The organism is Actinoplanes sp. KI2, from assembly GCF_025630775.1.
Taxonomy (GTDB): Bacteria; Actinomycetota; Actinomycetes; order Mycobacteriales; family Micromonosporaceae; genus Actinoplanes.
The window spans coordinates 148,670-174,904 of record NZ_JAOSZE010000018.1; the positions used below are offsets into that span (position 1 = coordinate 148,670).

A 26,235-nucleotide genomic window follows, 5' to 3' on the forward strand; every position below is an offset into this window, starting at 1 on the left:
ACCGGGGGCGCCGCCCGGGATGTGTCGTCTCCGCTGCCCGGTCGCCATGCCCGGAACGGTCCGCACGGGTTGAGCCCGTAGCGTAGACGCCCACCGGTCACTGCCGGCGTCACGAGATCGAGAACGCCTGTGAGCCGTTGTTGCTCGTGCAGTGGAAGACCTGGATCGGGGTGCCGACCGAGGTGCCACCGTTGGTGGCGTCCAGGCACCGGTTGCCGCCGGAGATCCGCGCGTGGATCTGGGTCGGCGCGCCGGTCGGGAGCGACACGTTGACCGAGAAACGCTCATCGCTGATCGACGTGCAGTCGATGGTCTGGACCTGCGCGCGGTCGGCGTCTCGCAGCGCCCGCATGCAGTTGAAAGAGGAGACGTTGATGATGTGGTAGTCGTTGCCGCCCAGGGTGTCGAAGAACCACAGCTGGTTGGTCTTGGTCCGGTCGCAGGCCGCGAGCCGGAGTTGGGTGTCCGGGTTGTTCCCCGTCGCCGGGTCGAGCGAGACGCAGGTGTTGTTGCTGGCGTCCTCGCCGAAGAGCCGGATCTGGAACGGGCCGGCCCCCGCCTGCGCCGGCACGGCGAAGGACAGGGCAGCCAATGTGGCCGCGGCACCGACGGCGAGCAGCGACATCATTCGTGGCATGGCTGTTACCTCCAGAAACGATAGGTGACGAAACCCTCATGGGTCTGCCGCCACTGTGCTGGAGGGATCTGAAACCGCACTGACGCGGCGCTGAAAGGGCCCCGGCGAGCGGGACGCCACTCGGAAAGCCTCAGCGACATCCCGGAGCGGCAGGCCCGCTACTGGCCGGCCATCGCCTCTGCGGCAGGCTCGGCCCGGGAGGTGAGCGCAGACCGGCACCGGGCGCCGCCGACCTGCAGGTGGGCATAGTCGTGCGCCGACCTGAGCGTCCCGCTCCACTGCGGCAGCACCCGCATCGCCGCCGTCCACACCGGGTCCTCGGGTGCGTGCCCGGCCTCGGCCAGCTCGGCGCTCAACTGATCTTCCAACCAGCCCAAGACGTCATTCATAGTCATGCATTATCGCCATGCACCACGCGCGCATCGGCGTGATGTGATCTTCCCCGTAGAGGGCCTGGTCACACCTCGCCCGGCAGCTCAGCCGGGGCTGAGCCGGCGGCGGAGGCCGGCCAGGCCGCCCGGGACGAAGGCGACCGCGAGCACGAACAGCGTGCCCAGCACGAACAGCGGCTGGCCGAGCGGGCCGGGCAGCGAGCCGCCCATCCGGGTCAGGCGCTGGTCCAGGTAGGCGTACAGGATGCCGCCCAGGACCGCGCCCCAGCGGGTGCCCGCGCCGCCCAGCACCGCCATCACGATCAGTGCCAGGGTCAGGTCGGTCGACGCCAGGTAGGGGGTGGCGCCGCCGGTCAGCAGCACGTAGACCACGCCGCCCAGGGCGGCCAGGGCGGCGGCCAGGACCAAGGTGGCCAGCTTTATCCGGTACGGGTCGAGCCCGAGCACCGCGATCCGGCGCTCGTCGTCGCGCAGGCCGGTCAGCACCCGGCCCAGCGGCGCGCGCCGGATGCCGTGCACCACCAGCACGACCAGCACCAGGAAGGCGAGCGCCAGCCAGTACAGGTTGACCGTGTTCGCCACGCCGACCAGCGCGGACGGCAGCGCGCCGGCGTCCAGCGGCAGGCCCTCCTCGCCGCCGGTGAGGCCGCCCGGGTCGCGGTTCACCACGATCCAGCCGACCTGCGCGAACGCCAGCGTCACCATGGCCAGGGCGATGCCGCTCACTCGTAACGCGACCGCACCGAGCAGGACGGCCGCCGCCGCGGCGCCGAGCACCGCGAGGATCGCCGCCGACCACAACGGCCAGTGGTAGCGATCGATCAGAATCCCGATGGTGTACGCCCCGGCCGCGATGAACAGCGCGTGCCCGAAGGAGAGCAGGCCGGCGTGGCCGAACAGCAGGTCGTACCCGAGAGCGAGGCCGCCGAAGACCAGGCACACGCCCAGCAGTTGCAGCGTGCCGGGGGAGTTGAGCGGCCCGTCGAACAGCACCGGGACGTCCAACGTGGACCAGGGCAGCGCGATCGCGAGCACCAGGGCCAGGACGGGGACGAGGCGAGCGGCCCTCATGCGGCGACCTTTCCGGCCAGGCCGCCCGGTCGCAGCAGCAGCACGACGGCCAGCAGGGCCACCACGCTCACGTCGCCGGCGCCGGACGTGCCGAAGTAGTTGACGAACTGCTGGAGCAGGCCGACCGCGACGGCGGCGACGGCCGAGCCGGTGACCGAGCCGAGGCCGCCGATCACGACCACGATGAACGCGAAGATGAGCAGGCTTGCGCCCTGGCTCGGGGAGACCGATCCGAAGTACATGCCACCGAGCACGCCGGCGGTTCCGGCCAGCGCGCCGCCGAGCGCGAAGACCAGGGTGAACGCGGTGCGCACGTCGATACCGAGCGCGCTCACCATGGCCCGGTTCTCGACCCCGGCCCGGATGATCAGGCCGTACCGGGTCCAGCGGAGGACGGCGAGCAGCGCGGCGAGCACCACGACCGCGGCGCCGATCAGCAGGAACCGGTCGTCCGGCACCGGGGCGCCGAGGACGGTGGTGGTGTGCGCGGTCCAGGCCGGCCTGGGGTACGGGCGCGGGTCGGCGCCCCAGACGGACTGCAGCAGCGCGACCCCGGCCAGCGAGAGCCCGACGGTGGCAAGCACCTGTTCGGTCGGCCGGCGGTAGAGCGGCCGGATCACGACCAGTTCCACCAGGGCGCCGGTGACCGCCCCGGCGAGGACACCGATCGGGATCGCCAGGCCGAGACCCCAGTGGGTGGCGGCCTGCCAGGCCGCGTACGCGCCGACCGACAGGAACAGCCCGTGCGCGAAGTTGAGAACCCCGGCCAGGCCGAACACGAGCGACAGGCCGGAGGCGATGAGGAAGTAGAGTGCCGCCAGGCCGAGCCCGGTCAGCGTCAGCAGTACCACTGTGGACATTCACGGCCTCCGAACCGTGGAGCCGACGCCGAGCAGGTCCCGGGCGAGGGCCGGATCGCCGAGCAGGCCGGCGGCCGGGCCCTGCCAGGCGACCCGGCCGGCGGCGAGGACGATCGCGTCGGTGGCCAGCCGGCGTACCACCGCGAGGTTTTGTTCGACGAGCAGCATCGGCACCCGGTCGGCGATCCGGTCGAGAGCGGTCGCGACCGACGAGATGACCGCGGGGGCCAGGCCCTTGGTGGGCTCGTCGATCAGAAGCAGCCGCTGGTCGTTCAGCAGCACCCGGCCCAGGGCGAGCATCTGCTGCTGACCGCCGGAGAGCGTGCCCGCCCGCTGACCGGCCCGCACGTGCAGCTCCGGGAACAGCTCATACACCGTACGGAAGCGGGGGTCGGCGGAGCGGACCGCCAGGCGCAGGTTTTCCGCGACGGTGAGGCCGGCGAAGACGCAGCGGTCCTCCGGCACGTAGCCGAGGCCGTCCCGGACGAGGCGGTGGGTCGGCCGGCCCAGGGCCGGCCGGCCGTCGAAGTCGATGGCGCCGGACGCCGGCAGCTCACCCAGGATCGCTCGCAGGGTGGTCGTCTTGCCGACGCCGTTGCGGCCGAGCAGCGCGGTGATCCCGGTGCGCGGCACGTCGAACGACACGCCCTGCAGGATGTGCGAGCCGCCGATCCGGACCGACAGGTCGCGCACGCTCAGGATCACAACTCCTCCCCGAGGTACGCCAGCTGGACCGTCGCGTCGGCCATCACCGCGGCCGGGGTGTCGCAGCCCAGCAGCGTCCCGTGATGCAGCACGGCGACCCGGTCGGCGAGGTCGAGCACCACGTCCATGTGGTGCTCGACCATGAGCACGCCGCGGCCGTCCGCGGTGAGCCCGCGAATCACCTCGGCCAGCGCCGGCACGTCCTCGGCGCTCACCCCGGCCATCGGCTCGTCGAGCAGCAGCATCCGCGGCGCGGCGGCAAGCAGCAGGGCGATCTCGAGCTTGCGCTTCTCGCCGTGGGCGAGGTCGCCGGCACGGGCGTCGGCCCGCGGGCCGAGCGACACGCGGTCGAGGACGTCGCGCGCGGCGGTGGCGACCCGGCGATCGGTTCTGCGCCGCCAGGGCCGCATGCTGCCGCCGCCGGCGGCCTGGACGGCGAGCGCGACATTTTCCCGCACGCTCAGCGAGGCGAAGACCGCCGAGGTCTGGAACGTACGCCCGAGGCCGAGCCGCGCCCGCTTGTGCGGGGCGAGCCCGGTCACGTCGACGCCGCCGACCAGAACCCGGCCGGCGCTCGGCCCGTACAGGCCGCTGACCACATTGAACAGCGAGGTCTTGCCGGCGCCGTTGGGCCCGATCAGCGCGACGAACTCGCCCGCGGCGACCCGCAGCGTGACGTCGGAGATGATCGGAACGGCGCCGGCGTGCCAGCAAACGCCTTCCACGGCGAGAGCCGACACCGTCAGCCCTTCATCGCCGCGGCGGGCGGTGCCGCGTCGGCGGCGCCGATCGTGCCGGTCAGCGTGGCGGTGTCGCCGGACAGCTTGGCGTGGAACATCGGCTGGAGCAGCGCGTGGTCCTCGGCGCGGACGGTGAGCGTGCCCTTGACCGAGTCGAACCGGTAGCCCTCGAGGGCTGTGATCATCCTGTCCACGTCGTCGCCGCCCTTGTCCAGCGCGTGCACGATCATCTGCGCCGCCGCGAAGCCGTCCGGCTGGAACAGGTCGGTCCGGCCGCCGGGCACCGCCTTGGCAAGCGCTTGCTCGGCCGGGTTGTCGGTGGCGCCGTCGAAGTAGTGCGCGAGCAGGTGCAGCCGGGAGCCGGCCGCGCCGAAGACCGGCCAGGTGGCGCGGCTGTCGAGCCCGGTCACCACCGTGGTCGAGGCGAGCACGCCCTGCTGGTCGAGGGCCTGCCACATCGCGCTCGCGGTGCTGCCGGCCCAGGCCACGAAGAGCAGGTCGGGCGCGGCCGCCTTGGCCTGCCGGGCAAAGGGGGTGAAGTCGGTGGCGGTGGCCGGCACGGCGATGTTCGTGACGGTCGCGCCGCCGGCCCCGCCGATGATCGCCTGCACGGCGGCGACGTTCGACTTGCCGAACACCGAGTCGGGCGCGAACACGAGCACCTTCTTGCCGGTGCCGTCGCCGGCACCGAGATATGCCTTCGCGGTCTGCACGTCCTGATAGGACTGCCGGCCGGAGCGGAACGTGTACCGGTTGAGGCCGGTGAGCGCGTCGGTCGCGGCCGGCCCGGAGACGAACAGCACCTTGTTGGTGGCGGCCAGCGGGGCCAGCTGGGTGGCCACGCCCGAGGCGGTGGAGCCGCCGAGCACCCGGTAGCCCTTGCCGATCAGGTCCTTCGCCGCGGCGACCGCCTTGGCCGGGTCGCCGGCGTCGTCGGCGTAGGTGACGTCGATCGTCCGGCCGCCGACCTTGCCGGTGCCCTGCGTGGCGTACGCGAGGCCGGCCTTGAAGCCGTCGGCGTACTGCCGGCCGTAGCCGGCGAGCGGCCCGGTCTGGGAATAGATGATGCCGACCCGCAGCGGGCCGTCGCCGCCGCCGGCCGCCTGCTGCGGGCTCCCACACGCCGCGCTTCCGCCGGCCGCGGCGAGCAGGACCACGGAGAGGGCCGCCCGCCGGAATGTCGCCGATCCACTCATCGGACGCCTTTCGTTACCTCGAGGTTGGGGTGGGCTCACGCTAGGTCGCCCGTCCGGGGCGGAACCACGTGTGCGGGCGCCACCGGGGGGCGGCCCGGCATGGGGCATCGGCACATGCGAAGACATCGCTGCGCGGAGTGGCGTAGGTCACCTACACAGCGACCGCCCGCAATGTGGGCCCCGACTCCATGGGTTCGGATGTGTCCTGCGTCATAGCGTCGGCGAAATCGTCGTCGGCGGGAGGTGCCCGGTGCGGAAGAAGATCTGGTCGGTGGCGCTGGCGGCGCTGCTGGTCACCCTGGTCGTGACCCCGGCGCGGGCGGCGGCCGGGCTCACCCGGGTGACCGGGTTCGGCTCGAACCCGGGCGCCCTGAACATGTACAGCTACGTGCCGTCCGGGCTGCCGTCCGGCGCGCCGCTGGTGGTGGCCCTGCACGGGTGCACACAGAGCGCGTCCGACTACTACGGCCACTCCGGCTGGCCCAAGTACGCGGACCTGTACCACCTGGCGCTGGTCTTCCCGGAGCAGACCACGGCGAACAACTCGCTCTCCTGCTTCAACTGGTTCGCCGCGGCGGACATCGGCCGGGGCGGTGGTGAGGCGCTGTCGGTCAAGCAGATGGTCGACTACGCGGTCGCCCACTACGGATCCGATCCCCACCGCGTCTATGTGACCGGGCTGTCGGCGGGCGGCGCGATGACGGCGGTGATGCTGGCCGCGTACCCGGACGTCTTCGCCGGCGGCGGGGTGGTGGCCGGGCTGCCCTACAACTGCGGAACGGTCTGCCAGTACCAGGCGCAGAACCGGACGCCGGCCCGGTGGGGCGACCTGGTGCGGGCGGCGAACCCGGGTTACGGCGGTCCGTGGCCGCGGGTGGCGATCTGGTACGGGACGTCCGACACGACCGTGGTGCCGGCCAACGCGACCGAGCTGCGCGACCAGTGGACGAACGTGCTCGGGGTGTCGCCGTCGCCGACCGGAACGACCTCGCTGCCGGGCGGGACGACGCGGGAGACGTACGGAAACGTGGTGGAACTTGATCGGGTGAACGGGATCGCCCACGGAACGCCGGTCGATCCCGGCAGCGCCGAGACCCAGTGCGGAACGACCGGGACGTACTACCTGCAGTCGATCTGCTCCTCGTACTACCTCGCTCAGTTCTGGGGTCTGACCACCACGACCCCGACGACGCCGCCCACGTCGTCACCGACGCCATCGCCCACCGGCGGCCCCTGCTTCACGACGTCCAACTATGCGCACACGGTGGCCGGGCGGGCGCACCAGAGCGGCGGCTACGCCTACGCGAACGGATCGAACCAGGCCATGGGCCTGTGGAACGTCGCCGTCACGCACACCCTGCGGCAGACCGGCGACAACTACTACGTCCTGGCCGACGGCCAGTGCTGAGAGGAGTTCGATGTCCACCATAGAGGAGAAGGTCGTCCAGTCCCGCGGGACCGGCATCGTGAAGGTCGTGTTCGCCTCGCTCGTCGGCACCGCCGTCGAGTGGTACGACTTCTTCCTGTACGGCTCGGCCGCGGCGCTCGTCTTCGGGTCGCAGTTCTTCCCGAAGTCCGATCCGGTCACCGGCACGCTGCTGGCGTTCGGGACGTACGCGCTCGGGTTCGTCGCCCGCCCGCTCGGCGGGATCGTGTTCGGTCACTTCGGCGACCGGGTCGGCCGGAAGAAGATGCTGGTCCTCTCGCTGCTCACGATGGGTCTCGCGACGATCGCGATCGGCCTGCTGCCCAATTACGCGGCGATCGGCGTGGCCGCCCCGATCCTGCTGCTCGGCTGCCGGCTGCTGCAGGGCTTCGCGGTCGGCGGTGAGTGGGGCGGCGCGGTGCTGATGGCCGCCGAGCACGGCGACGACGCCCGGCGCGGCTTCTGGTCGTCCTGGCCGCAGGCGGGCGTGGCGCTGGGCAACCTGCTCGCCACCGCGGTGCTGTGGATCCTCGCGCTGGTGCAGCCGGACGCGGCGTTCGACGCGTGGGGCTGGCGGATCCCGTTCCTGCTCAGCGCGGTGCTGGTGCTGACCGGTCTGTGGGTACGACTGTCCATCGAGGAGTCGCCGCTGTTCCAGCGCACGGTGGCGAGCCGCGAACGCCGGCCACTGATCGAGGTGATTCGGCGCTATCCGCGGGAGATCGTGCTGGCGATGGGCATGCGGCTGGCCGAGAACATCTCGTACTACCTGTTCACGGTCATCTCGATCACCTTCCTGACCACGTACGCGGGAACGCCGGCCGACAAGGACACGATCCTGACCGCGCTCGTGGTCGGGTCGGCCGTGCAGTTCGTGCTGATCCCGGTGATCGGCGCGGTTTCCGACCGGATCGGCCGGCGACCGCTCTACCTGGCCGGGGCGATCGGCGTGGCGGTCTGGATCTACCCGTTCCTCGAGCTGGTCGGCACCCGCTCGGCCGGTCCGATCACCCTCGCGGTCGTGGTCGGCCTGATCCTGCACGCTCTCATGTACGCGCCGCAGGCGGCCTTCTTCGCCGAGCTGTTCGGCACGACGGTGCGCTACACCGGCGCGTCGGTCGGCTACCAGCTGGCGTCGATCCTGGCCGGCGCGCCCGCCCCGATCATCGCGCTCAAGCTGCTCGGCGATCCCGCGAACCCGAACCTGGCAGCGGTGACCATCTACCTGGCGATCGCCTCGGCGCTCACCGTGATCGCGGTGCTGGCGGCCAAGGAGACTGCCCGGACGTCGCTGGAGAAGTGAGGCAGGCGCCCCGGGTCCGGCCCGGGGCGCCGCGGTCGGTCATGGGGTGGTGGTGTCTCCGGGGCGGTCGTTGCGGGCGGCGCCGGACGCGGTCACGAGGCCGGTCTCGTAGGCGATGACGACGAGTTGGGTGCGGTCGTGCGCGTTGAGCTTGGTGAGCAGCCGCCCGACGTGGGATTTGACCGTCGCCACGCTGAGCGTGAGGTGGGCGGCGATGTCGCTGTTGGCCAGGCCCTGCGCGATCAGGGTCAGGATTTCCCGCTCGCGTTCGGTCACTCCGGTCAAGGTGCGGTGGAATCGCTGTGCCGGGCGGGGGTGCGCGGTGAACGCCGCGATGAGTCGTCTGGTGACGCTGGGGGCGAGGAGAGCGTCGCCCGCGGCGATCACGCGCAGCGCGGTGATCAGGTCGGCGGCGGTGGTGTCCTTGAGCACGAAGCCGCTGGCGCCGGCCCGCAACGCGCCGTAGACGTACTCGTCGAGGTCGAAGGTCGTCAGGATGAGGACGCGGCTGTTCGGCGTCTGGCGGCAGATCTGTTCGGTGGCCTGGATGCCGGTGAGGTCGGGCATCCGGATGTCCATCAGGACGACGTCGGGGCGATGAGCCGCGGTCAGGCGGATGGCCTCGCGGCCGGTACCGGCCTCGCCGACCACGGTGAAGCCCGGCGTGGTGTCCAGCAGGAGACGGAGGCTGTCGCGCAGGAGTGTCTGGTCGTCGGCGATGACGACCCGGATCGTCTCGGCCACGGCTAGGTCTCCGCACCGGGCGGGCGGTACGGCACGCGGGCGTCGACCGCGAAGCCGCCGGCGGTGGCCGGGCCGGCTCGCAGGCTGCCCCCGTAGGCGATGACCCGCTCGCGCATGCCGCGCAGTCCGTAGCCGGTTTCGCCGGGCCCGGCCGTCGCGGCGGTGCCGTCGTCTCGTATCTCGACGGTGACCGCCTCCGGGCCCGCTTCGATGGTGACGGTGCACCGGCCGGCCCTCGCGTGCCTGATCACATTGGTCAGCGCCTCCTGCACGATGCGGTACACGGCCAGCCGGACCCCGTCGGGCAGGGCAGCGTGGTCGACCAGCGCGAGCTCCACCCGGACGCCGACCTGCTCGGCGTGCTCGGCGAGGGCGCGCAGGTCGCCCTCGGACCCGGTCGGCGTGGCCGGATCGTCATCGGCGCGCAGCAGGCCGAGGGCGCGGCGCATCTCCACCAGTGCGTCCCGGCCGGCGGTCTCGATGACCGCCAGGGCTGTCGCGCTCTCCTCGGGCCGTACCGCGGAGACGTGCCGAGCAACGCCGGCCTTCATCACGATCATGCTCAGGCTGTGGGCGACGGTGTCGTGGATGTCACGCGCGATCCGCAGCCGCTCCTGGGCCACCGCCCGCGCGGTCCGCTCGTCGGCGATCCGCTCCGCGAACTGCCGCCGTTGCCGGACGAGCCGGCCCATCAGCCAGGGGACCGCAACCGCCGGCATGGCCACCAGCGGCGCGGCCGGCCACCGCGGGAAGAGCGCCGCGGCGGCGACGAGCCCGAGACCCAGCAGCGGCCCCGAGCGCGACAGCGGCAACGCCGACGCCACCGGGTACACCGTCAGGGCCACGACGGCGCACAGGATCGGCGCGGCAAACGGGGGAACCACGCCGCCGGCGAGCACCGCTGTGGCCGCGGCGAGAGCCGCCGTGGCCGCGACCAGCGGTAACCGGCTGCGGACCGCTACCGGGGCGGCCACCCCGGCCGCCGCCAGCCACCAGAACGACCGGCCGGCCTCCTGCGCCGCCACCCCGCACACCGCCGCCACGACAACCGCGGCCGCCACGTCGAGCGTCTGCCGCCGGAGTCGGACCACGTCGTCAGGCTACCGACCGGCACCGCCGCCGCCATCCGACCGCAGGCCGTCATTCTCCGGTAGGAGCCGCGCCCGGATGGTTGGACCCCTGATCCGATGTGCCACGCCGCGCGGTACGGGAGATTCGTCGACATGACCACCGCGACAGCCGAACCGGGGGACCCGGCCACCGGCGGTTTCCTCTTTCCCGGCCCCTGGCTCGGCGGGTTGTCCCTCGTCGTCGGGCCCGTCCTGCTGCTGACCGGCACGCTTCTCCGGCTCGGCGTCCCGTTCTTCTTCCCCGGGCAACTCACCGCCTACCAGCAGCATCCCGCCCTGATGACGACGGCGTACGGGATGTTCCTCGCCGGCACCATCGCGCTGTGGCCCGGAATCGTGGCGGTCGCCGTCCGGGTCGGGATCAGCCGGCCCGCCTGGTCGGCCTGGGGCGGCAGCCTGGTCATGCTCGGCCTGTTCGCCCGCACCTTCCACTACGGCGTCAACACCTTCGCCTTCGCGCTGGTCGACAGCGCCGGAGTGAGCGCGGCGACGCGGGCCGTCGGCTCGTACTACGGCTACCGGGAGTGGATCGCCTCGAGCCTCACCCTGGCGCTGATGCTGGGCTGGATCGTCCTGGCCATCGGGTGCTACCTGTCCCGCACTCTCGGCCTGCTGCCCGCCATCGGGCTGGCGCTGATGTCCGGGCTGATGATCGGCGTGCTCAAAGGGAGCACGTGGCCCTCGGCCGTCGAGGTCGCCGGCCTGGCGGCGGCCCTCGTTCCGCTGGGCGTCAAGACCCTGCGCACCGCCCGCCGCCCCACCCGCACGGCAGTCACCAGGACCACGCTGCTGCTCCTGCTGTTCGTGGTCGGCTCGGTCGTGCTGGGACAACTCGGCTGAACCACGACGAGGCCGTCAGCGGTTGGTGACGCTGAAGTGCATGTAGTCCTTCAGGGTGTGCCACTGTCCGCCCCAGAAGTAGCCGTTCTCGGTGAACGCCCGGGCCGCCCCGTCCGGGTGGATCATGCCGATCAGGTGGCGGCTGCGGTCCAGGTAGGGGCTTCCGCCGTCCCGTGACCCGACCCGGGTCATCGGGTTCTGCAGGGGGTTGATGTCGATCGCGGTGCCGTAGGCGTGTTCCGACCACACGCGGGTGCCGGCGATCGGGCGGCAGTTGTAGCCGGCGGTGACGATGCCCATGTCGGTCTCGCCGGGCATGTTCACCGACATCGGGGCCATCGCCATGATGCGGTACCGCCAGCGGAACAGGGTGAGGAAGATGGTCTGCACGCGTGCGGCCACGTCGCGGCGCACGATGATGCTGCCGTCGTGGTAGGCGCCCCGCAGGTCGATGTAGGAGACCCAGACCCGGCGCAGCTCGGACGGCGGGACGGGGCAACCCACGATCGGCTTCCAGTTGACCATCCCGGGGGTGACCGGCTCGATCCGGGTGCGCCAGGCCGGCAGCGGGGCGGCGGGCGGGTTCAGCCGCAGGGTCGCGTCGATGTGCACCGGGTAGGGGGCGACGATCTGGTTCCAGCGGCCGAGCGCGGCGGTGTTCAGGCCGAAGTCGCGGGCGATGCTCGCCATGGTCTCGCCGGGGGCGACGACGTGCCAGACGGTGGCGGCGGCCGCGGGTCGCCCGGCCAGGAGCGGCGCCGGGACGGTCAGGGCCAGCAGGGCGGCCAGAAGTTTGCGCACGGTTACCGACCGTACGAAAAGCTTTGTCCTCTGGAAGGTGAAACGCGAATTTTACTCTGAAATCAAGCTGAAACGGCGGCGCCGCACCTGCCGTCCGTGGCCGGTGCGGCGCCGCCGCTTGGGGGGTGAATGAAGCTCAGTAGGTGTAGCCGCCCACCAGGTTGCGCAGCTCCTCGGCGGTGCGGGCCACCTCGTTCGAGGCCAGGCGGGTCTGCTCGACACCCGCGGCCGAGGTCGCGCCCGCGGCCGACACGTCGGAGATGCTCAGGGCGATCCGGCTGGAGCCGTTCGCGACCTCGCCGATGCTGCGGCTCATCTCGCTCGTCGTGCCGGTCTGCTGCTCGATGGCCGTGGCGATCGTGGTCTGGAACTGGTTGATCTGGCCGATCACCTCGGAGATGCGGGAGATGACCTCGACGGCTCCGCTGGTGTCCTGCTGGATGGCGGCCACCCGGGTGCCGATGTCCTCGGTCGCCTTCGCGGTCTCCTGGGCGAGGTCCTTGACCTCGGAGGCGACCACGGCGAAGCCCTTGCCCATCTCGCCGGCGCGGGCCGCCTCGATGGTGGCGTTCAGGGCCAGCAGGTTGGTCTGCTCGGCGATCGCGGTGATCAGCTTGATGACGTTGCCGATCTCGGCGGAGGACTCGCCGAGCTGGCGGACGGTGTCGGTGGCGCGCGCGGCCTCGCCGACGGCGATCATCGCGACCTGGGCGGACTCGCTGGTGTTGCGGGCGATCTCGCGGATCGCCTGGCCCATCTCGTCGGCGCCGGCGGCGACCGACTGGACGTTGCGGGAGATCTCCTCGGCCTCGGCGGCGGCCGACGCGGTCTGCGCGTTGGTCTCGCCGGCCGCGCCGGAGATGGTCCCGGCCACCGCGGTCAGCTCGTGCGAGGCGTTGGTCAGCATGCTGGCGTTGGCCGCGATGGTGCCCATCGACTCGCGCAGGTCGTCCAGCGAGCGGTCCAGCTTGGCGGCCATCACGCCCAGCTCGTCCTGGCTGGTGATCCCGGTGCGCACGGTCAGGTTGCCCTTGGCCACCGCCTCGATCACGGTGCCGAGGCGGTGGATCGGCTCGAGGATCGAGCGGACCAGCGGGACCGCCAGGCCGATCATGACGACCAGGCCGACCAGGGCGATGACCCCGGTCGTCCGGTTGTGGCTGCTGAAGAGGTTGATGAAGGCCAGCGTCGCGAATAGCACGGACCCGGTACCGACGATGAGGCCCAGTCGCTTGGCGATCCCGATGTTCCGCATGTTCTGTGTCTGCCTTTGGGGAGTCTCGGTGTTGACTGCCCGAAGAAATCGACCGTGGCGCCGGACACTTGAGCGAAACCCCGCACCGCAAAAGAGCCGGGGCTCACCAGCCGGCCAGGACCTCCTCGACGGTCACGCCGGCCGCCGCCCGCGGCGCTTGCGGCGGGGTCCGGGTGAACCGCGGCGCCGGTGCCGGCTGGGTCTGGCCGCCGACCTCGACGAACGTGCCCCGGGCCCGGTTGTGCGGGTGGTCCGGCGCCTCCCCGGGCGCGAGCACCGGCACCACGCAGGCGTCGCTGCCGGCGAACCGGTGAGCCCACTCGTCGCGGGTGCGGGACGCGAAGGCCGCCGCGAACCGGGCGCGCAGCACCGGCCAGCCGGCCCGGTCGTGCTGGCCCGGCAGCTCTTCCCCGGCGAGGGCCAGGCCGTCGAGCAGCGCCCGGTAGAAGGCGGGCTCGAGCGCGCCGACCGCGACGAAGCCGCCGTCCGCCGTCTCGTAGGTGTCGTAGAACGGCGCGCCGCCGTCGAGCGTGTTCTCGCCCCGCCCGTGCGACCACAGGCCGGCCCCGATCATCCCGTGCAGGAACGCGGTGAGCAGCGCCGACCCGTCCACCATCGCGGCGTCGACGACCTGACCGCGCCCGGACCGCTCGCGTTCGAGCAGCGCCGCGAGGACCCCGACGGCCAGCAGCATGCCGCCGCCGGCGAAGTCGCCGATCAGGTTGAGCGGGGCGTGCGGCCGTTGCCCGGCGCGGCCGATCGGCTCGAGCGCGCCGGCCAGGGCGATGTAGTCGATGTCGTGCCCGGCCCGCTCGGCGAGCGGACCTTGCTGACCCCAGCCGGTCATCCGCGCGTACACCAGCCGGGGGTTGATCTTCTCGATCGTGGCCGGACCGAACCCGAGGCGCTCGGCGATGCCGGGCCGGTAGCCCTCGACCAGCACGTCGGCGCGGGCGGCCAGGCGCAGCAGCCCGCTCACCCCGGCCTCGGTCTTGAGGTCGAGGGTGACCGTGCGGCGGGAGCGGTGCATCGGGGTGGGCGGGATGCCCGTGCCGCCGGGCCGGTCGACCTGGACCACGTCGGCGCCGAGGTCGGCCAGGACCATGCAGCCGAACGGCGCGGGGGCGAGCCCGGCCAGCTCGACCACCCGCACGCCGTCGAGCGGGCCGCTCATGAGGGCATGAACCGATCGCCGTAGCGGGCGGCCAGCTCGGTCGCCCGACCGGGGAAGTCGGCGTGCTGGTGCGCGAACCGGAGCACGCCGCCGGTCCAGGCCGGGAAGCCGATGCCCAGGATCGAGCCGACGTTGCCGTCCTCCTCGGTGCGCAGCACGCCCTCGTCGAGGCAGGCCCGCGCGTCGAGCGCCTCGGCGAACAGGAACCGGTCCTGCAGGTCCGGGAAGGGGACCGCGCGGCCTTCGTCGGTGGCCAGCTCGGCGAGGCCGTCCCACAGGCCGGTGCGCTTGCCGTCCGCATACGTGTAGAAGCCGCGCCCACCCGCACGCCCGGGCCGATCGTGCTTGTCCACCATCGCGTCGACCAGGTCGTGCGAGGGCTGCCGGACGAACCCGTCGCCGGACACCGCCTCGTACTGGCGCCGGATCCGCTGGACCAGCGCGAGGCTCACCTCGTCGGCCAGCGCCAGGGGCCCGGTCGGGTACCCGGCCTGCAACGCGGCCTGCTCGATCGACGGCGCCGGCACGCCCTCGGCCAGCATGCCGATCGCCTCGTCGAGGAACTTGCCGATCACCCGGCTGGTGAAGAAGCCGCGCCCGTCGTTGACCACGATCGGCGTCTTGCCGATCCGCCGGCCCAGGTCGAAGGCGCGGGCCACCGCCTCGTCCCGGGTCCGCTCGCCGACCACGATCTCCAGCAGCGGCATCCTGCCGACCGGCGAGAAGAAGTGCATGCCGATGAAGTCGGCCGGGCGGCCGACCGACCCGGCCAGGCCGGTGATCGGCAGTGTCGAGGTGTTCGAGGCGAGCAGCGCGCCCGGCGCGAGCACCGGCTCGACCTCGGCGAACACCTTCGCCTTGAGCGCCGGGTCCTCGAAGACCGCCTCGATCACCACGTCGCAGCCGCGCAGGTCCTCGACGTCCGCCGTGGTGACGATGCCGGGGCCGGCCGCCCGCTCGGCGAGCTCGGGGGTGACGTCCTTGACCACGACCGGGAGGCCGGCGCGGGCGCAGGCCTGGGCGATGCCCGCGCCCATCATGCCGGCGCCGAGCACCGCGATCTTGGTGGCCGGGAGCACCTCGACCCGCGGGCGGGCGAGGCCGCCGTTGACCGCGCGCAGGTCGAAGAAGAGCGCGCCCATCATGTTCTTGGCGATCTGCCCGGTGAGCAGGGTGATCAGGTGCCGGGTCTCGATCAGCTCGGCGGTCGCGAAGTCGACCTGGGCGCCCTCGACGGCGGTCGCCAGGATCGCCTCGGGTGCCGGCAGCCGGTTGCCCTTGAGCTGCTTGCGCAGGGTGGCGGCGAAGGCCGGGAGCTGCGCGGCCAGCTTGGGCGTGGCCGGGGTGCCGCCGGGCATCCGGTAGCCGGGCCGGTCCCAGGGCTGGGCCGCGCCGGGGTTCTTGCCGATCCACTCCTTGGCCCGGGTGACCAGTTCGGCCGGTGTCGCCGCGACCTCGTCGACCAGCCCGTTCTCCCGGGCATCCTGGGGGCGCATCCGCCGGCCGGTCAGCAACCAGGTCGTCAGAGCGGGAGCAAGACCCAGCATGCGTACGGTCCGGGTGACCCCGCCGGCGCCGGGCAGCAGGCCCAGGGTCACCTCGGGGAAGCCGAGCCGGGTGCCGGGGGCGTCGAGCGCGACCCGGTGATGGCAGGCGAGCGCGATCTCCAGGCCGCCGCCGAGCGCCGCGCCGTTGACCGCCGCGACCACCGGCCGGCCGTACGTCTCCAGCCGACGCAGGTCCCGCTTGATCGTGCCGAGCAGGTCGCGCAGCGCCGGGGCGTCCTGCTCGGTGGCGGTGCTCATCAGCGGCACGTCGCCGCCCGCGAAGAAGGTCGTCTTCCCGCTGGTCACGATGACGCCGGTGACCTCGTCCCGCTCGGCTTCGAGGCGGTCGAGCGCCGCGGTCATCGCGGCGACGTACGCGGCGTTCATGGTGTTCGCGGACTGGTCGGGGTCGTCCATGGTGAGCGTGACAACGCCGTCGGCGTCCCGGTCGTAGCGGATCATCAGAGCCTCTCGATCACGGTGGCGACGCCCATGCCGCCGCCGATGCACAGGGTCACGACGGCCCGCCGCTGGTCGCGCCGTTCGAGCTCGTCGAGGGCGGTGCCCAGCAGCATCGCGCCGGTCGCGCCGAGCGGGTGGCCCAGGGCGATGGCGCCGCCGTTGACGTTGACCTTTTCGGGGTCGAGTCCCAGGTCGCGCTCGTACTTGAGCACCACGGCCGCGAACGCCTCGTTGATCTCGAAGAGGTCGATGTCCTTGGTTTGCAGGCCGGCGATCGCCAGCGCCTTGCGGGTCGCCGGGATCGGGCCGGTCAGCATGATCGTCGGCTCGGCGCCGGTGACTGCCGCCGCGACAATCCGGGCGCGCGGGGTCAAACCGGCTTCCTGGCCGGCCTTTTCGGAGCCGATCGCGACAAGCGCCGCGCCGTCCACAATTCCGGACGAATTTCCGGCGTGGTGGACGTGGTCGATCCTCTCGAGCCAGTGGTATTTCTGCAGGGCGACCGCGTCGAAACCAGCCGCCTCGCCGATCATCGCGAACGAGGCGTTGAGCTTGGCCAGGCCCTCGCGGGTCGTCTCCGGCCGGGCGTGCTCGTCGCGGTCCAGCAGCGTCAGCCCGCTGGGGTCGCGGACCGGAACGATCGAGCGGGCGAAATGCCCGGCCGCGGCGGCCTTGGCGGCCCGCTCCTGGGAGCGCAGCGCGTAGCCGTCCACGTCGTCGCGGGAGAAGCCCTCGATCGTGGCGATCAGGTCGGCGCTGACGCCCTGCGGGACGAAGCCGGTGGCCAGGGCGGTCTCCGGGTCGAGGAACCAGGCGCCGCCGTCCGAGCCCATCGGGTTGCGCGACATCGACTCGACGCCGCCGGCCAGGATCAGGTGCTCCCAGCCGCCGCGGACGCGGGCCGCGGCCTGGTTGACCGCCTCCAGGCCGGAGCCGCAGAAGCGGTTGAGCTGCACCCCGGCCGCGGTCTCCGGCAGGCCGGCCAGCAGCGCGGCGGCGCGGGGCAGATCGCCGCCCTGCTCGCCGATCGGCGTGACGATGCCCAGCACGAGGTCGTCGATCAGGGCCGGGTCGAGCCCCGGGTTGCGGCCGCGCAGCTCGGCGATCAGGCCGGTGACCAGCGAGATCGGCTTGACCCCGTGCAGCGCGCCGGTCGGTTTGCCGCGGCCGCGCGGGGTGCGCACCGCGTCGTACACGTACGCCTCAGAGGACACGGGCGATCAGCTCCTTCATGATCTCGTTGGTGCCGCCGTAGATCTTCTGCACCCGGGCGTCGGCGTACATCCGGGCGATCGGGTACTCGGTGGTGTAGCCGTAGCCGCCGAAGATCTGCAGGCACTTGTCCACCACCTCGCACTGTCCCTCGGTGAGCCACAGCTTGGCCATGGCCGCCGTCGGCACGTCCAGCTCACCACGGCTGTGCCGGGCGATGCAGTCGTCGAGGAAGATCCGCGAGGCGCGGGTACGGGTGGCGCACTCGGCGAGCACCATCCGGGTGTTCTGGTGGGCGATCAGCGGCTTGCCGAAGGCGGTCCGTTCCTTCGCGTACGCGACCGCCAGCTCGACCGCCCGTTGCATGGCGGCGACCGCGCCCACGCCGATGACCAGGCGCTCCTGGGGGAGCTGCGCCATCATCTGGAAGAACCCGCTGCCCTCGTTCTCCGCGCCGCCCAGCAGGTGGGTCACCGGGACGCGCATCTCGTCGAAGAACAGCTCGGCGGTGTCGTTCGCGTGCAGGCCGATCTTGTCGATCAGCCGGCCGCGCTGGAAGCCGGGCGTGTCGTCGCCGATCTCGCAGACCAGCAGGCTGATCCCGGACGCGCCCTGGCTGGTGTCCGTCTTCACGGCAAGGATCAGCAGGTCGGCGAGGGCGCCGTTGGTGATGAACGTCTTCGAGCCGGTGACCACGTAGTCGTCGCCGTCGCGGACCGCGCGAGTGCGGATGGCCTGCAGGTCGGAGCCCCCGCCCGGCTCGGTCATCGCGATCGCGCCGACCAGGTCGCCGTCGCAGAGGCCGGGCAGCCAGCGCCGCTTCTGCTCCTCGGTGCCGTAGTGGCGCAGGTAGCCGGTGACGATGCCGCTGTGCACGGCCAGGCCGAGGCTGCCCTCGCCGCACATGGTCTGCTCGTGCAGCAGCACCGCCTCGTGGGTGAAGTCGCCGCCACCGCCGCCGTACTCCTCGGGCACGCTCAGGCCGAGCAGGCCGAGCTCGCCGGCGCGGCGGTAGTGCTCGCGGTCGGGGTGGCCCTGCCGCTCGAGCCGCTCGGCGTGCGGCAGCACCTGGTCGGTGAAGAAGTCACGGGCCAGCTCGGCGAGGTCGTCGTGCTCGGGCTTCAGCCACGGCGGGGCGTACCCGTCCAGTCCGGGGGTGGGCATGGCCCCACTCTCCCGGCTTTGTTGGCAGTGTGTCAACAAGCCGGTCCCGGTAGGGTCCACTGCGTGAGTGTGGATACCGGTCAGCGCCGCCGTCTCGAGCCGGACGCCCGCCGCGAGCAGATCCTGTCGGTGGCGGTCCGGCTGTTCGGCGAGCGCGGCTACGCGGCCGTCTCGACCGGCGACGTGGCAAGCGGGGCCGGCGTCGCCCGCGGACTGGTCAACCACTACTTCGGCACCAAGAAGGAGCTGTACCTCGAGGTCGTGCGGGTGATGCTGACCGTGCCCGAGGCGGCCCTGACCCGGCTGCCGCCGGACGACGACCTGCCCGCCCGGGCCGGCGCGATCGTGTCCTGGTTCCTCGACGTGGTCTCCCGGCACAGCACCTCGTGGCTGGGCGCGATCACCGCGGGCGGGATGGCCGGCGACGCCGATGTGGACCGGGTGATCGCCGAGGCGATCGACGTGGCGGCCGATCGGGTGCTGGCCGCGGTCGGCCGGCCCGCCGACGGCGCCCGGCACGCGATGGCCCGCTCCTACGTGGGCCTGGCGACCTCCACCGCCCGGGAATGGCTGCAGCGCGGCGAGCTCACCCGCGCCCAGGTGCACAAGCTGCTCACCGCGACCCTGCTCACCCTGGTGGACCAGGTGTTCCCCGACGCGTAGCCGAGGAGTTCGCCAGCGCGCGGCTGAGGTGGCCCTCGATCTGCCGCTGCGCCTCCGTCGGGAGGTCGGTCACCGCCAGGCCCAGCTCGGCCTCGTCGCCGCGCTCGCGGCGGCGGACCACCTGGACGTTCGCGTGGATCGGCACGCCGTCGACCGTCAGATCGGCCCGAGCCTGCTCGCCGACCCGGATCGGGGTGCGGGACGGCACCGTGAGGCCGATCCCGCCGTTGCTGAGGTCGATCAGCCGGCCGGTCACCTGCTCGGCCCGGTCCGGCACCCGCAGCTGGATCTCGCCGCTGGCGGCCAGCCGGTCGCCGCGCCGGCGGTCGAGCCGGTCGGCCACCTCGGACAGGTCCGCGATCTGCGCCATCGTCGCGTCCACCGTGACGTTCAGCCGCTCGACGATCCGGTGCTGGTCGTCGGCGATCCCGTCGAGCAGGCTCATCGCCTGCTCGATCTCGCTGACGTCCTGCACGATCGCGGTCAGCGTGCCGCCCATCTGCTGCACGTCCGCCTCGAGCGCGGCGACCGTCGCGGTGATCTTGTCGGTCGAGTCGGCGGTGGTGTCGGCCAGGTTCTTCACCTCGTCGGCGACCACGGCGAACCCCTTGCCGGCCGCGCCCGCCCGGGCCGCCTCGATGGTCGCGTTCAGCGCCAGCAGCCGGGTCTGCGAGGCGATCCCGGAGATCACGCTGGCGATCCCGGCGACCTGGTGCAGGCTGTCGTTCAGCGCCGTGGCGGCCTCGTCGGCGCTGCGCGCCCGGCGCACCATGACGGTCGCGGCCTCGCTGGTGCGAGCGACCCGCTCGTGGGTGGCGGTGGCCGCCTGCCGGGCCGCGCCGACCTGCTCGACCACGTCACGCAGCCGCTCGCCGATCACCGCGCCGGTGTCGTCGATCGCCTCCTTGGCCCGGCGGCGCAGCCGGCCGTTGACCTCGCGCTGCTCGTGCTCGGCGGCGCGCAGCCGCTCCTCGCGGTCGGCGTGCATCTGCTCGATCTCGGCGGTGCGCGCGATGAGCAGGTCGCTCATCCCGGCGATCGTCCGCTCCCCGGCGAAGTCCTGGGGGAACACGGCCGCGATCTCGGCGGCCAGGCGCTGCGCTTCCCGGCCTCGCTGCCGGCGACCGCCCAGAGCGTACGCCGCGACGGCCACCGCGACGGCGACGACGACCCAGATCCCGGTCAACGCTCGATTCTCCGTTCCGGCGGTCCGACGTTTACCTCCACCTCGACAGAACATCGGCTCCGGTGCGGCCGGCTTTAGGAGTGATCGGTCCGCATCCGGGACCGGTACCGTTGCGGCCATGCCGCTGCTGTCCGCGCTCGTCGCCGGTGACGATCTGCCGTCCGCGCTCGCCGCGACCGACGGCACGTTCTCGCGGCACGACCTGCTGGGCTGGGCGGCGTCGATCGCCGCCGACCTCGCCGGGGCGCCGATCGCGGCGGTGCACGCGGCTCCCGGCGCCGCCACCGTCGCGGCCGTGGCGGGGGCGCTGCTCGCCGGGGTGCCGATCGTGCCGGTGCCGCCGGACGCGGGCCGGCTCGAACGCGAGCACATGCTCAAGGACTCCGGGGCGGCGCTGCTGCTCGCCGACGACGGCGACGACTCCGGCGGGCTTCCGGTGGTGCGGATCACCCGGAAGAGCCGGGCCACCGCGATCCCGGACGAGCCGGCCGGGGACGCGCCCGCGCTCGTGCTCTACACCAGCGGCACCACCGGCGCGCCGAAGGGCGTGGTGATCTCGCGGGCGGCGGTCGCGGCCGACCTCGACGCGCTCGCCGCGGCCTGGGAGTGGACGCCGGACGACACGCTCGTGCACGGGCTGCCGCTCTATCACGTCCACGGCCTGGTGCTCGGGGCCCTGGGACCGCTGCGGCTGGGCGGGCGGCTCACGCACACCGGGCGGCCGACCCCCGAGGCGTACGCGGAGACCGCCGGCACGATGTACTTCGGCGTCCCCACCGTCTGGTCCCGGATCGCGGGCCGGCCGGCGGCCGCCCGCCGCCTCGCCGCCGCCCGCCTGCTGGTCTCCGGCAGCGCGCCGCTGCCCGCGCCGGTCTTCCACGACCTGCGCGAGCTCACCGGGCAGGCGCCGGTCGAGCGGTACGGGATGACCGAGACGCTGATCACGGTCAGCGCCCGGTCGGACGGCGAGCGCCGGGCCGGTCAGGTCGGGCTCCCGCTGGCCGGGATCACCAGCCGGATCGTCGACGAGTCCGGCGCGGTGCTGCCGTCGGACGGCACGACCATCGGGCACCTGGAGATCCAGGGGCCGACCTTGTTCGATGGCTATCTGCGCGACGGCACGGTCGAGTCGTGGGGCGAGGGCTGGTACCGGACCGGGGACGTGGCCACGATCGGCCCGGACGGCTGGCACCGGATCGTCGGCCGCGCCTCCACCGACCTGATCAAGACCGGCGGCTACCGGGTCGGCGCCGGTGAGGTGGAGGATGCGCTGCTGCTGCATCCCGCGGTGCACGAGGCGGCGGTGCTCGGCCTGCCCGACGCCGACCTGGGCGAGCGGATCACCGCGTTCGTGGTGGCCGACCCGGTCGCCGAGACCGAGCTGATCGCCTTCGTCGCCGAGCGCCTCGCCGCGCACAAGCGCCCCCGGGCGGTACGCCTGGTCGAGGCCCTGCCGCGGAACGCGATGGGCAAGGTCCAGAAGTCCCGCCTCCGCGACGCTTGACCCTCACCCAAGGGGAAGGCCCAGCGTAGGTCGTGCCGGTCGCCCGACCGGCACGAGGAGGAGGCATCGTGCAGCTGCTGACGATCGGCGCGTTCGCCCGCGCCGCGCGGCTGACCCCGAAGGCACTGCGCCTGTACGACTCGGTGGGGCTGCTGCCGCCGGCCGCGGTCGACCCCGAGACGGGGTACCGGCTCTACGATCCCGCCCAGATCGCCGACGCCCGGCTGATCGCTGCGCTGCGGCGGATCGAGATGCCGCTCGCCGAGATCCGGACGGTCCTGTCGCTGCCCGCCCCCGCCGCCGCCGAGGCCGTGGACGCCTTCTGGCGGCGGGTGGCGGCCGGCAATGCGACCCGCGCCGAGCAGGTCGCCCTCCTCGTCGGGCAACTGTCCAGAAGGGACCACATCATGTCCGACACCTTGACCGTCCGGCATGCCGCGCGAACCGACACCGGCGCGGTGCGGGACAGCAACGAGGACGCCGCGTACGCCGGGGACCGCCTGCTCGCGGTCGCCGACGGCATGCGCGGTCCGGCCGGCGCCGCCGCGAGCGCCGCCGCGATCGAGGCGCTGAAACGCCTGGAGCCGTCCGCCGGTGGCGCGGCCGCGTTGCTGGCCGAGCTGGCCGTGGCCGTCGACGAGGTCGACCGCTCGTTGCGCGGCACCGGCACCGATCCGTGCACCACGCTCACCGCGCTGCTGCGCCGCGGCTCCCAGCTGGCACTGGTGCACGTCGGGGACACCCGGGCGTACCTGTTGCGCGGTGGTGAGCTCTCCCTGCTGACGCAGGACCACACCTGGGTACGCGACCAGGTCGACCACGGCAGGCTGAGCCCGTCCGAGGCGGCGGGGCACCCGCAGCGGGCACTGCTGACCCGGGCGCTGGGGGCCGGGCCGCAGCCGGTCGAGGCCGATCTGGCGTTGCGCACCGCCCTGCCGGGTGACCGCTACCTGCTCTGCTCGGACGGGCTGTCGGCGGTGGTGGAGCGCGCGTCGCTGCGGGAGGCGCTGGACCTGGCCGAGCCGGAGGCGGCGGTGCGGCGGCTGATCGAGGCGGCGTACGAGGCCGGGGCGCCGGACAACATCGCGTGCGTGGTGGCCCATGTTTCGTGAGATCGAGATGCTGACCGTGCCGCGCCGGCGACGGGGGCGGGACGGAGGCGTACGGGGATCGCACGAGATCGCCCGGCGGGTGCGCCGGATCGAGGAGCGGCGCCGGCTCGGCGAGACATAGGCGGCCGGCGCGGTCGGGAACCGCGCCGGCTCGGCGAGACATAGGCGGCCGGCGCGGTCGGGAACCGCGCCGGTTCGGCGAGGCACAGACGGCCGGCGCGGTCGGGAACCGCGCCGGCCGCCCTTCTGGGGTGCGCAGCGCATACCCCGCCCGGGGGCCGGTAAACGTCGTCCGGCTTCTTTTATGCTGTGGCCCGTCTCGACGGGGAAAGGCGGCAGGTGGAGAAGATCTGGTCGGTCACCGCGACCGAGGACGACTGTGTCGAGCTGGTCCTCGAGAAGGGTGCGCCCCGGCCGCTGGTGGCCGCGATCACCGAGGCCGAGCTGCGCAGCCTCATCGAGCCGCTGCGGCCGGTCGACGAGGCCGTCCGGCGCAACGAGTTCAGCCGGCCCCAGCTCGCCTCGATCTGCCGGGACGTGATCGGCCGGGACCCCTTCGACGAGGAGCGCGTGGCGCCCGACCGGTCGCCGGTGTGGGCCGACCTCGGGCTCCTGGCCGGCGGCGTGATCGCCGCCACCGGTCACCTGCCGGGGTGGTGGCGCGACGCCGGTGGGGCCGTCGCCGCGTACGGCCTGTACCTTCTGTCGCGGCGCGGGTGGCGGCGCCTCCGGAGCCGCCAACCCTAGGCCTGTTCCTGCTGGTCACGACGATGATCAGGCCTGCGGCACGCCTTGCGCTCGCCGCGCTCCGTCGCCGGCCTCGCGCTGCTCGACCCGGCCGGCTTCGGCAAGGTCAGCTCGAAGTTCCTCGCCGCGGACTCCCCGCCCCGCGCTTGACGCTTCGGCCGTCGCGGTGGTCGGTGATCAGGCGGGTCACGAGTGGGCGTAATGCGGCTGATCTCGCGCGGCGCCACGTGGACATGCCCGGGATGACGGTGTCGGGCATTGTCGCGGCACGGATGCACCACATCCCGGCCAGCCCCACCACGAAACGGGATGCCTCGGGTGGCAGCGTCCGCAACAGCTCGTACGCGGATCGCGTTGCCGCTTGCCGACCGAGGACGTGCCCGGTGGCGACCACGTCCGCCGCCATCTGGGCGAGGTCGACCCAGGGGGCGCCGGCTGCCGCGTAAGCCCAGTCGAGCAGCACGGCCGCTCGGTCCTGCGGGTCGACGGCGGTGTTGTCGAGGCGGATGTCGCGGTGGACCAAGGCGCTGCCGGCCGTCCAGTGTTCCCATCCGGCCACGACATCGGCTGCCGGTCCCGCATGGGCCGCCTCCCATTGGTCGCTCGTGCCGATCTCCAGCAGGCGCGTCCAGCCGTCGAAGTCGAAGATGCGCTGGGCGACCGGTGGCAGGGCGCCCGGCGCCATGTGCCCGCTCGCCGTGCGGCACGCCTTCGCGACAGCCGCGATCGATTCGTCGGTCCAGAACGCTTCCGTGGCACCGGGAGCCCAGGTGGTGGCCAGCACGACCCATGGTCCATGTTCGATGGTGGCGAGGCGTCGGGGCGCCGGCACCGACTCCGGCAGGACGTCCAGGATTGCCGATTCCTGCCGGATCATTTTGTGGTTGTGTGCCCGGACCTCGGCCGACACGGCCTTGACGAACACCTGTCGACCGTCGGCCAACCGCAAGCCCGCAGCCGGACCGGGTGACATCCCGCCGTGCAGATCCGTGTGAGCGACGATCGTTGTCCCGAGGGCCTCGGCGACGGCCATGCGTACCGGTTCTGGCGTGTCGGCCCACGCGGCCCGGCGAGTGAACGTCACGCCGGCGGCCTAGACGGGTTTCTGCGGCACCCGGGCCACGGCCGCGTGAATGGCCACGTCCTCGACGGCCGGCCGGGGGCCGGGTTCGTCGCCGGCCCACCACTGCACGACCGACTGGATCCCCGGCTCGACCAGGTCCAGGCCGCCCAGCAGCCCGGCCAACTCCTCGCGGGACCGGGCACGGAACCGGCCGTCCCGGTTGGGCGCCTCGAGCCTCGGGAGCATCTCGGCCGGCATGAAGTCGAAGGTCGAGTGCGACACCACCACCCAGCTGCCGGGCGCCAGCGCATCGACCAGCGTGGCGACGATGCCGGCCGGGTCCTCGTCGTCCCGGACGAAGTGCAGGACGGCGACCAGCAGCAACCCGACCGGCCGGGCGAGGTCGAGCGTGCCGCGGAGCTCGGGATGCCGCAGGATGCTGCCCGGGTCGCGCAGGTCGGCGCCGAGGTACGCCGTCCGGCCCGCGGGCGCGCTGGTGAGCAGCGCGCGGGCGTGGGTGAGGACGAGCGGATCGTTGTCGACGTACACGATGCGCGCCGTGGGGTCGATCGCCTGGGCGATCTCGTGCGTGTTCGGCGAGGTCGGGATGCCGGAGCCGACGTCGAGGAACTGACGGACGCCCTGCCGGGACAGGAACTCGACGGCCCGCCGGAGGAAGTGGCGGTTCTCCACCGCGGCGAGCCGGACCGTGGGCATCACCGCCTCGATCTCGTGCGCCGACGCCCGGTCCGCGGCGAAGTTGTCCTTGCCGCCGAGCAGGTAGTCGTAGCGCCGGGCCGGATGCGCGACGGTGGGTCCACGGCAGCGGACGCGTCGGCTCCACCATGGAAGATCGGCGATGACATACCACGCATCGTGCCATGGCCGGCAAAAGATCGGACTCGATGTATCAACCCTAGGTCGCGTACGCGTGGAGCCCGGTCAGCAGCGACGTGAGTCCGGCCTTGGCGTCCGCGAAGAGCATGGCGGTGCGTGGGTCGGTGTAGAGCTCGTTGTCGATGCCGGCGTAGCCGTGTCCGAGGGAGCGTTTGAGCACGATGACGGATTTGGCCTTGTCGACGTCGAGGATGGGCATGCCGGAGACGGGGTTGCCGGGTCGGCGGGCGGCCGGGTTGGTGACGTCGTTGGCGCCGACCACCAGCACCACGTCGGTGCGGGCGAACTCGGGGTTGCTCTCGTCCAGGTCGCGCAGCTGGTCGTAGGGGGCGTTGGCCTCGGCGAGCAGGACGTTCATGTGGCCGGGCATGCGGCCGGCGACGGGGTGGATGGCGTAGGTGACC

General features: G+C 72.8%; 27 protein-coding genes. 8 read left to right on the forward strand and 19 right to left on the reverse strand.

Annotation, left to right across the window (positions count from 1 at the left end):
* Positions 1-109 precede the first annotated feature (109 nt).
* From ODJ79_RS20615 to ODJ79_RS20645, 7 genes are all read right to left on the reverse strand, one after another.
* Positions 110-637 (reverse strand): RICIN domain-containing protein, encoded by a 528-nt coding sequence (locus tag ODJ79_RS20615; protein ID WP_263025135.1) that lies wholly within the window; start codon positions 635-637, stop codon positions 110-112.
* A gap of 158 nt (positions 638-795) precedes the next feature.
* Positions 796-1,026, reverse strand: a complete 231-nt coding sequence (locus ODJ79_RS20620; RefSeq protein WP_263025136.1) for a hypothetical protein — start codon at positions 1,024-1,026, stop codon at positions 796-798.
* Positions 1,027-1,113: 87 nt separating this feature from the next.
* Positions 1,114-2,100, reverse strand: coding sequence for a branched-chain amino acid ABC transporter permease (locus ODJ79_RS20625; protein ID WP_263025137.1), 987 nt, complete (start codon positions 2,098-2,100; stop codon positions 1,114-1,116).
* Entirely contained in the window at positions 2,097-2,960 is an 864-nt protein-coding gene (locus ODJ79_RS20630) for a branched-chain amino acid ABC transporter permease (RefSeq protein ID WP_263025138.1), read from the reverse strand. The genes ODJ79_RS20625 and ODJ79_RS20630 overlap by 4 nt, the downstream gene beginning before the upstream one ends.
* The gene (locus ODJ79_RS20635; RefSeq protein WP_263025139.1) at positions 2,961-3,665 is read right to left on the reverse strand and encodes an ABC transporter ATP-binding protein; all 705 of its coding nucleotides are present in this window, start codon (positions 3,663-3,665) and stop codon (positions 2,961-2,963) included.
* On the reverse strand, positions 3,662-4,405 hold the full coding sequence (locus tag ODJ79_RS20640; RefSeq protein ID WP_411267355.1) for an ABC transporter ATP-binding protein: 744 nt from the start codon (positions 4,403-4,405) through the stop codon (positions 3,662-3,664). The genes ODJ79_RS20635 and ODJ79_RS20640 overlap by 4 nt, the downstream gene beginning before the upstream one ends.
* Positions 4,406-4,407: 2 nt before the next feature.
* On the reverse strand, positions 4,408-5,601 hold the full coding sequence (locus ODJ79_RS20645; RefSeq protein WP_263025140.1) for a substrate-binding domain-containing protein: 1,194 nt from the start codon (positions 5,599-5,601) through the stop codon (positions 4,408-4,410).
* Between the two features lie 250 nt (positions 5,602-5,851).
* Here ODJ79_RS20645 and ODJ79_RS20650 point away from each other — a divergent pair, with 250 nt between their 5' ends.
* Positions 5,852-7,009: an alpha/beta hydrolase family esterase gene (locus tag ODJ79_RS20650; RefSeq protein ID WP_263025141.1), complete on the forward strand. Its 1,158-nt coding sequence runs from the start codon at positions 5,852-5,854 to the stop codon at positions 7,007-7,009.
* Positions 7,010-7,019: 10 nt separating this feature from the next.
* A complete protein-coding gene (locus ODJ79_RS20655) occupies positions 7,020-8,330 on the forward strand; it encodes an MFS transporter (RefSeq protein ID WP_263025142.1) in 1,311 nt (436 codons plus the stop codon).
* Between the two features lie 39 nt (positions 8,331-8,369).
* Here ODJ79_RS20655 and ODJ79_RS20660 read toward each other — a convergent pair whose 3' ends face one another.
* Together ODJ79_RS20660 and ODJ79_RS20665 are read right to left on the reverse strand one after the other, a co-directional pair.
* Entirely contained in the window at positions 8,370-9,074 is a 705-nt protein-coding gene (locus ODJ79_RS20660) for a response regulator (RefSeq protein ID WP_263025143.1), read from the reverse strand.
* Positions 9,075-9,076: 2 nt separating this feature from the next.
* Positions 9,077-10,165 (reverse strand): sensor histidine kinase, encoded by a 1,089-nt coding sequence (locus ODJ79_RS20665; RefSeq protein WP_263025144.1) that lies wholly within the window; start codon positions 10,163-10,165, stop codon positions 9,077-9,079.
* 132 nt (positions 10,166-10,297) lie between these two features.
* Here ODJ79_RS20665 and ODJ79_RS20670 point away from each other — a divergent pair, with 132 nt between their 5' ends.
* Positions 10,298-11,044: a hypothetical protein gene (locus tag ODJ79_RS20670; RefSeq protein WP_263025145.1), complete on the forward strand. Its 747-nt coding sequence runs from the start codon at positions 10,298-10,300 to the stop codon at positions 11,042-11,044.
* A gap of 15 nt (positions 11,045-11,059) precedes the next feature.
* Here ODJ79_RS20670 and ODJ79_RS20675 read toward each other — a convergent pair whose 3' ends face one another.
* From ODJ79_RS20675 to ODJ79_RS20700, 6 genes are all read right to left on the reverse strand, one after another.
* Positions 11,060-11,845 (reverse strand): M15 family metallopeptidase, encoded by a 786-nt coding sequence (locus tag ODJ79_RS20675; RefSeq protein ID WP_263025146.1) that lies wholly within the window; start codon positions 11,843-11,845, stop codon positions 11,060-11,062.
* 136 nt (positions 11,846-11,981) lie between these two features.
* Positions 11,982-13,100 (reverse strand): methyl-accepting chemotaxis protein, encoded by a 1,119-nt coding sequence (locus tag ODJ79_RS20680; RefSeq protein WP_263025147.1) that lies wholly within the window; start codon positions 13,098-13,100, stop codon positions 11,982-11,984.
* A 103-nt stretch (positions 13,101-13,203) separates the two neighbouring features.
* Entirely contained in the window at positions 13,204-14,274 is a 1,071-nt protein-coding gene (locus ODJ79_RS20685) for a CaiB/BaiF CoA transferase family protein (protein ID WP_263025148.1), read from the reverse strand.
* Positions 14,271-16,283, reverse strand: a complete 2,013-nt coding sequence (locus ODJ79_RS20690; protein WP_263025149.1) for a 3-hydroxyacyl-CoA dehydrogenase NAD-binding domain-containing protein — start codon at positions 16,281-16,283, stop codon at positions 14,271-14,273. The genes ODJ79_RS20685 and ODJ79_RS20690 overlap by 4 nt, the downstream gene beginning before the upstream one ends.
* A complete protein-coding gene (locus ODJ79_RS20695; RefSeq protein ID WP_263025150.1) occupies positions 16,283-17,497 on the reverse strand; it encodes an acetyl-CoA C-acetyltransferase in 1,215 nt (404 codons plus the stop codon). Before ODJ79_RS20695 ends, ODJ79_RS20690 begins: the two co-directional genes overlap by 1 nt.
* Complete coding sequence (locus ODJ79_RS20700) at positions 17,487-18,659, reverse strand: acyl-CoA dehydrogenase family protein (RefSeq protein WP_263025151.1); 1,173 nt, start codon at positions 18,657-18,659, stop codon at positions 17,487-17,489. Before ODJ79_RS20700 ends, ODJ79_RS20695 begins: the two co-directional genes overlap by 11 nt.
* Positions 18,660-18,722: 63 nt before the next feature.
* Here ODJ79_RS20700 and ODJ79_RS20705 point away from each other — a divergent pair, with 63 nt between their 5' ends.
* Positions 18,723-19,322 carry a TetR/AcrR family transcriptional regulator gene (locus ODJ79_RS20705; protein ID WP_263025152.1) on the forward strand — a complete coding sequence of 200 codons (600 nt, stop codon included), beginning with the start codon at positions 18,723-18,725 and terminating at the stop codon, positions 19,320-19,322.
* Here the strand turns inward: ODJ79_RS20705 and ODJ79_RS20710 are convergent.
* The gene (locus ODJ79_RS20710) at positions 19,288-20,508 is read right to left on the reverse strand and encodes a methyl-accepting chemotaxis protein (RefSeq protein WP_263025153.1); all 1,221 of its coding nucleotides are present in this window, start codon (positions 20,506-20,508) and stop codon (positions 19,288-19,290) included. The two genes, ODJ79_RS20705 and ODJ79_RS20710, sit on opposite strands and share 35 nt — an antisense overlap.
* A gap of 118 nt (positions 20,509-20,626) precedes the next feature.
* On the opposite strand from ODJ79_RS20710, the gene ODJ79_RS20715 reads away from it, so the two are divergent.
* From ODJ79_RS20715 to ODJ79_RS20730, 4 genes are all read left to right on the forward strand, one after another.
* On the forward strand, positions 20,627-22,012 hold the full coding sequence (locus ODJ79_RS20715; RefSeq protein ID WP_263025154.1) for an AMP-binding protein: 1,386 nt from the start codon (positions 20,627-20,629) through the stop codon (positions 22,010-22,012).
* 68 nt (positions 22,013-22,080) lie between these two features.
* A complete protein-coding gene (locus ODJ79_RS20720; RefSeq protein WP_263025155.1) occupies positions 22,081-23,124 on the forward strand; it encodes a MerR family transcriptional regulator in 1,044 nt (347 codons plus the stop codon).
* A complete protein-coding gene (locus ODJ79_RS20725) occupies positions 23,114-23,245 on the forward strand; it encodes a hypothetical protein (protein WP_263025156.1) in 132 nt (43 codons plus the stop codon). The genes ODJ79_RS20720 and ODJ79_RS20725 overlap by 11 nt, the downstream gene beginning before the upstream one ends.
* Before the next feature lie 188 nt (positions 23,246-23,433).
* The gene (locus ODJ79_RS20730) at positions 23,434-23,871 is read left to right on the forward strand and encodes a hypothetical protein (RefSeq protein ID WP_263025157.1); all 438 of its coding nucleotides are present in this window, start codon (positions 23,434-23,436) and stop codon (positions 23,869-23,871) included.
* Positions 23,872-23,977: 106 nt separating this feature from the next.
* Here ODJ79_RS20730 and ODJ79_RS20735 read toward each other — a convergent pair whose 3' ends face one another.
* From ODJ79_RS20735 to ODJ79_RS20745, 3 genes are all read right to left on the reverse strand, one after another.
* Positions 23,978-24,796 (reverse strand): phosphotransferase family protein, encoded by an 819-nt coding sequence (locus tag ODJ79_RS20735; RefSeq protein ID WP_263025158.1) that lies wholly within the window; start codon positions 24,794-24,796, stop codon positions 23,978-23,980.
* A 168-nt stretch (positions 24,797-24,964) separates the two neighbouring features.
* The gene (locus ODJ79_RS20740) at positions 24,965-25,795 is read right to left on the reverse strand and encodes an SAM-dependent methyltransferase (RefSeq protein ID WP_263025168.1); all 831 of its coding nucleotides are present in this window, start codon (positions 25,793-25,795) and stop codon (positions 24,965-24,967) included.
* Between the two features lie 55 nt (positions 25,796-25,850).
* Positions 25,851-26,235, reverse strand: a 385-nt coding sequence (locus ODJ79_RS20745; RefSeq protein ID WP_263025159.1) for an NAD(P)(+) transhydrogenase (Re/Si-specific) subunit beta, incomplete at its 5' end; no start/stop codon positions are given.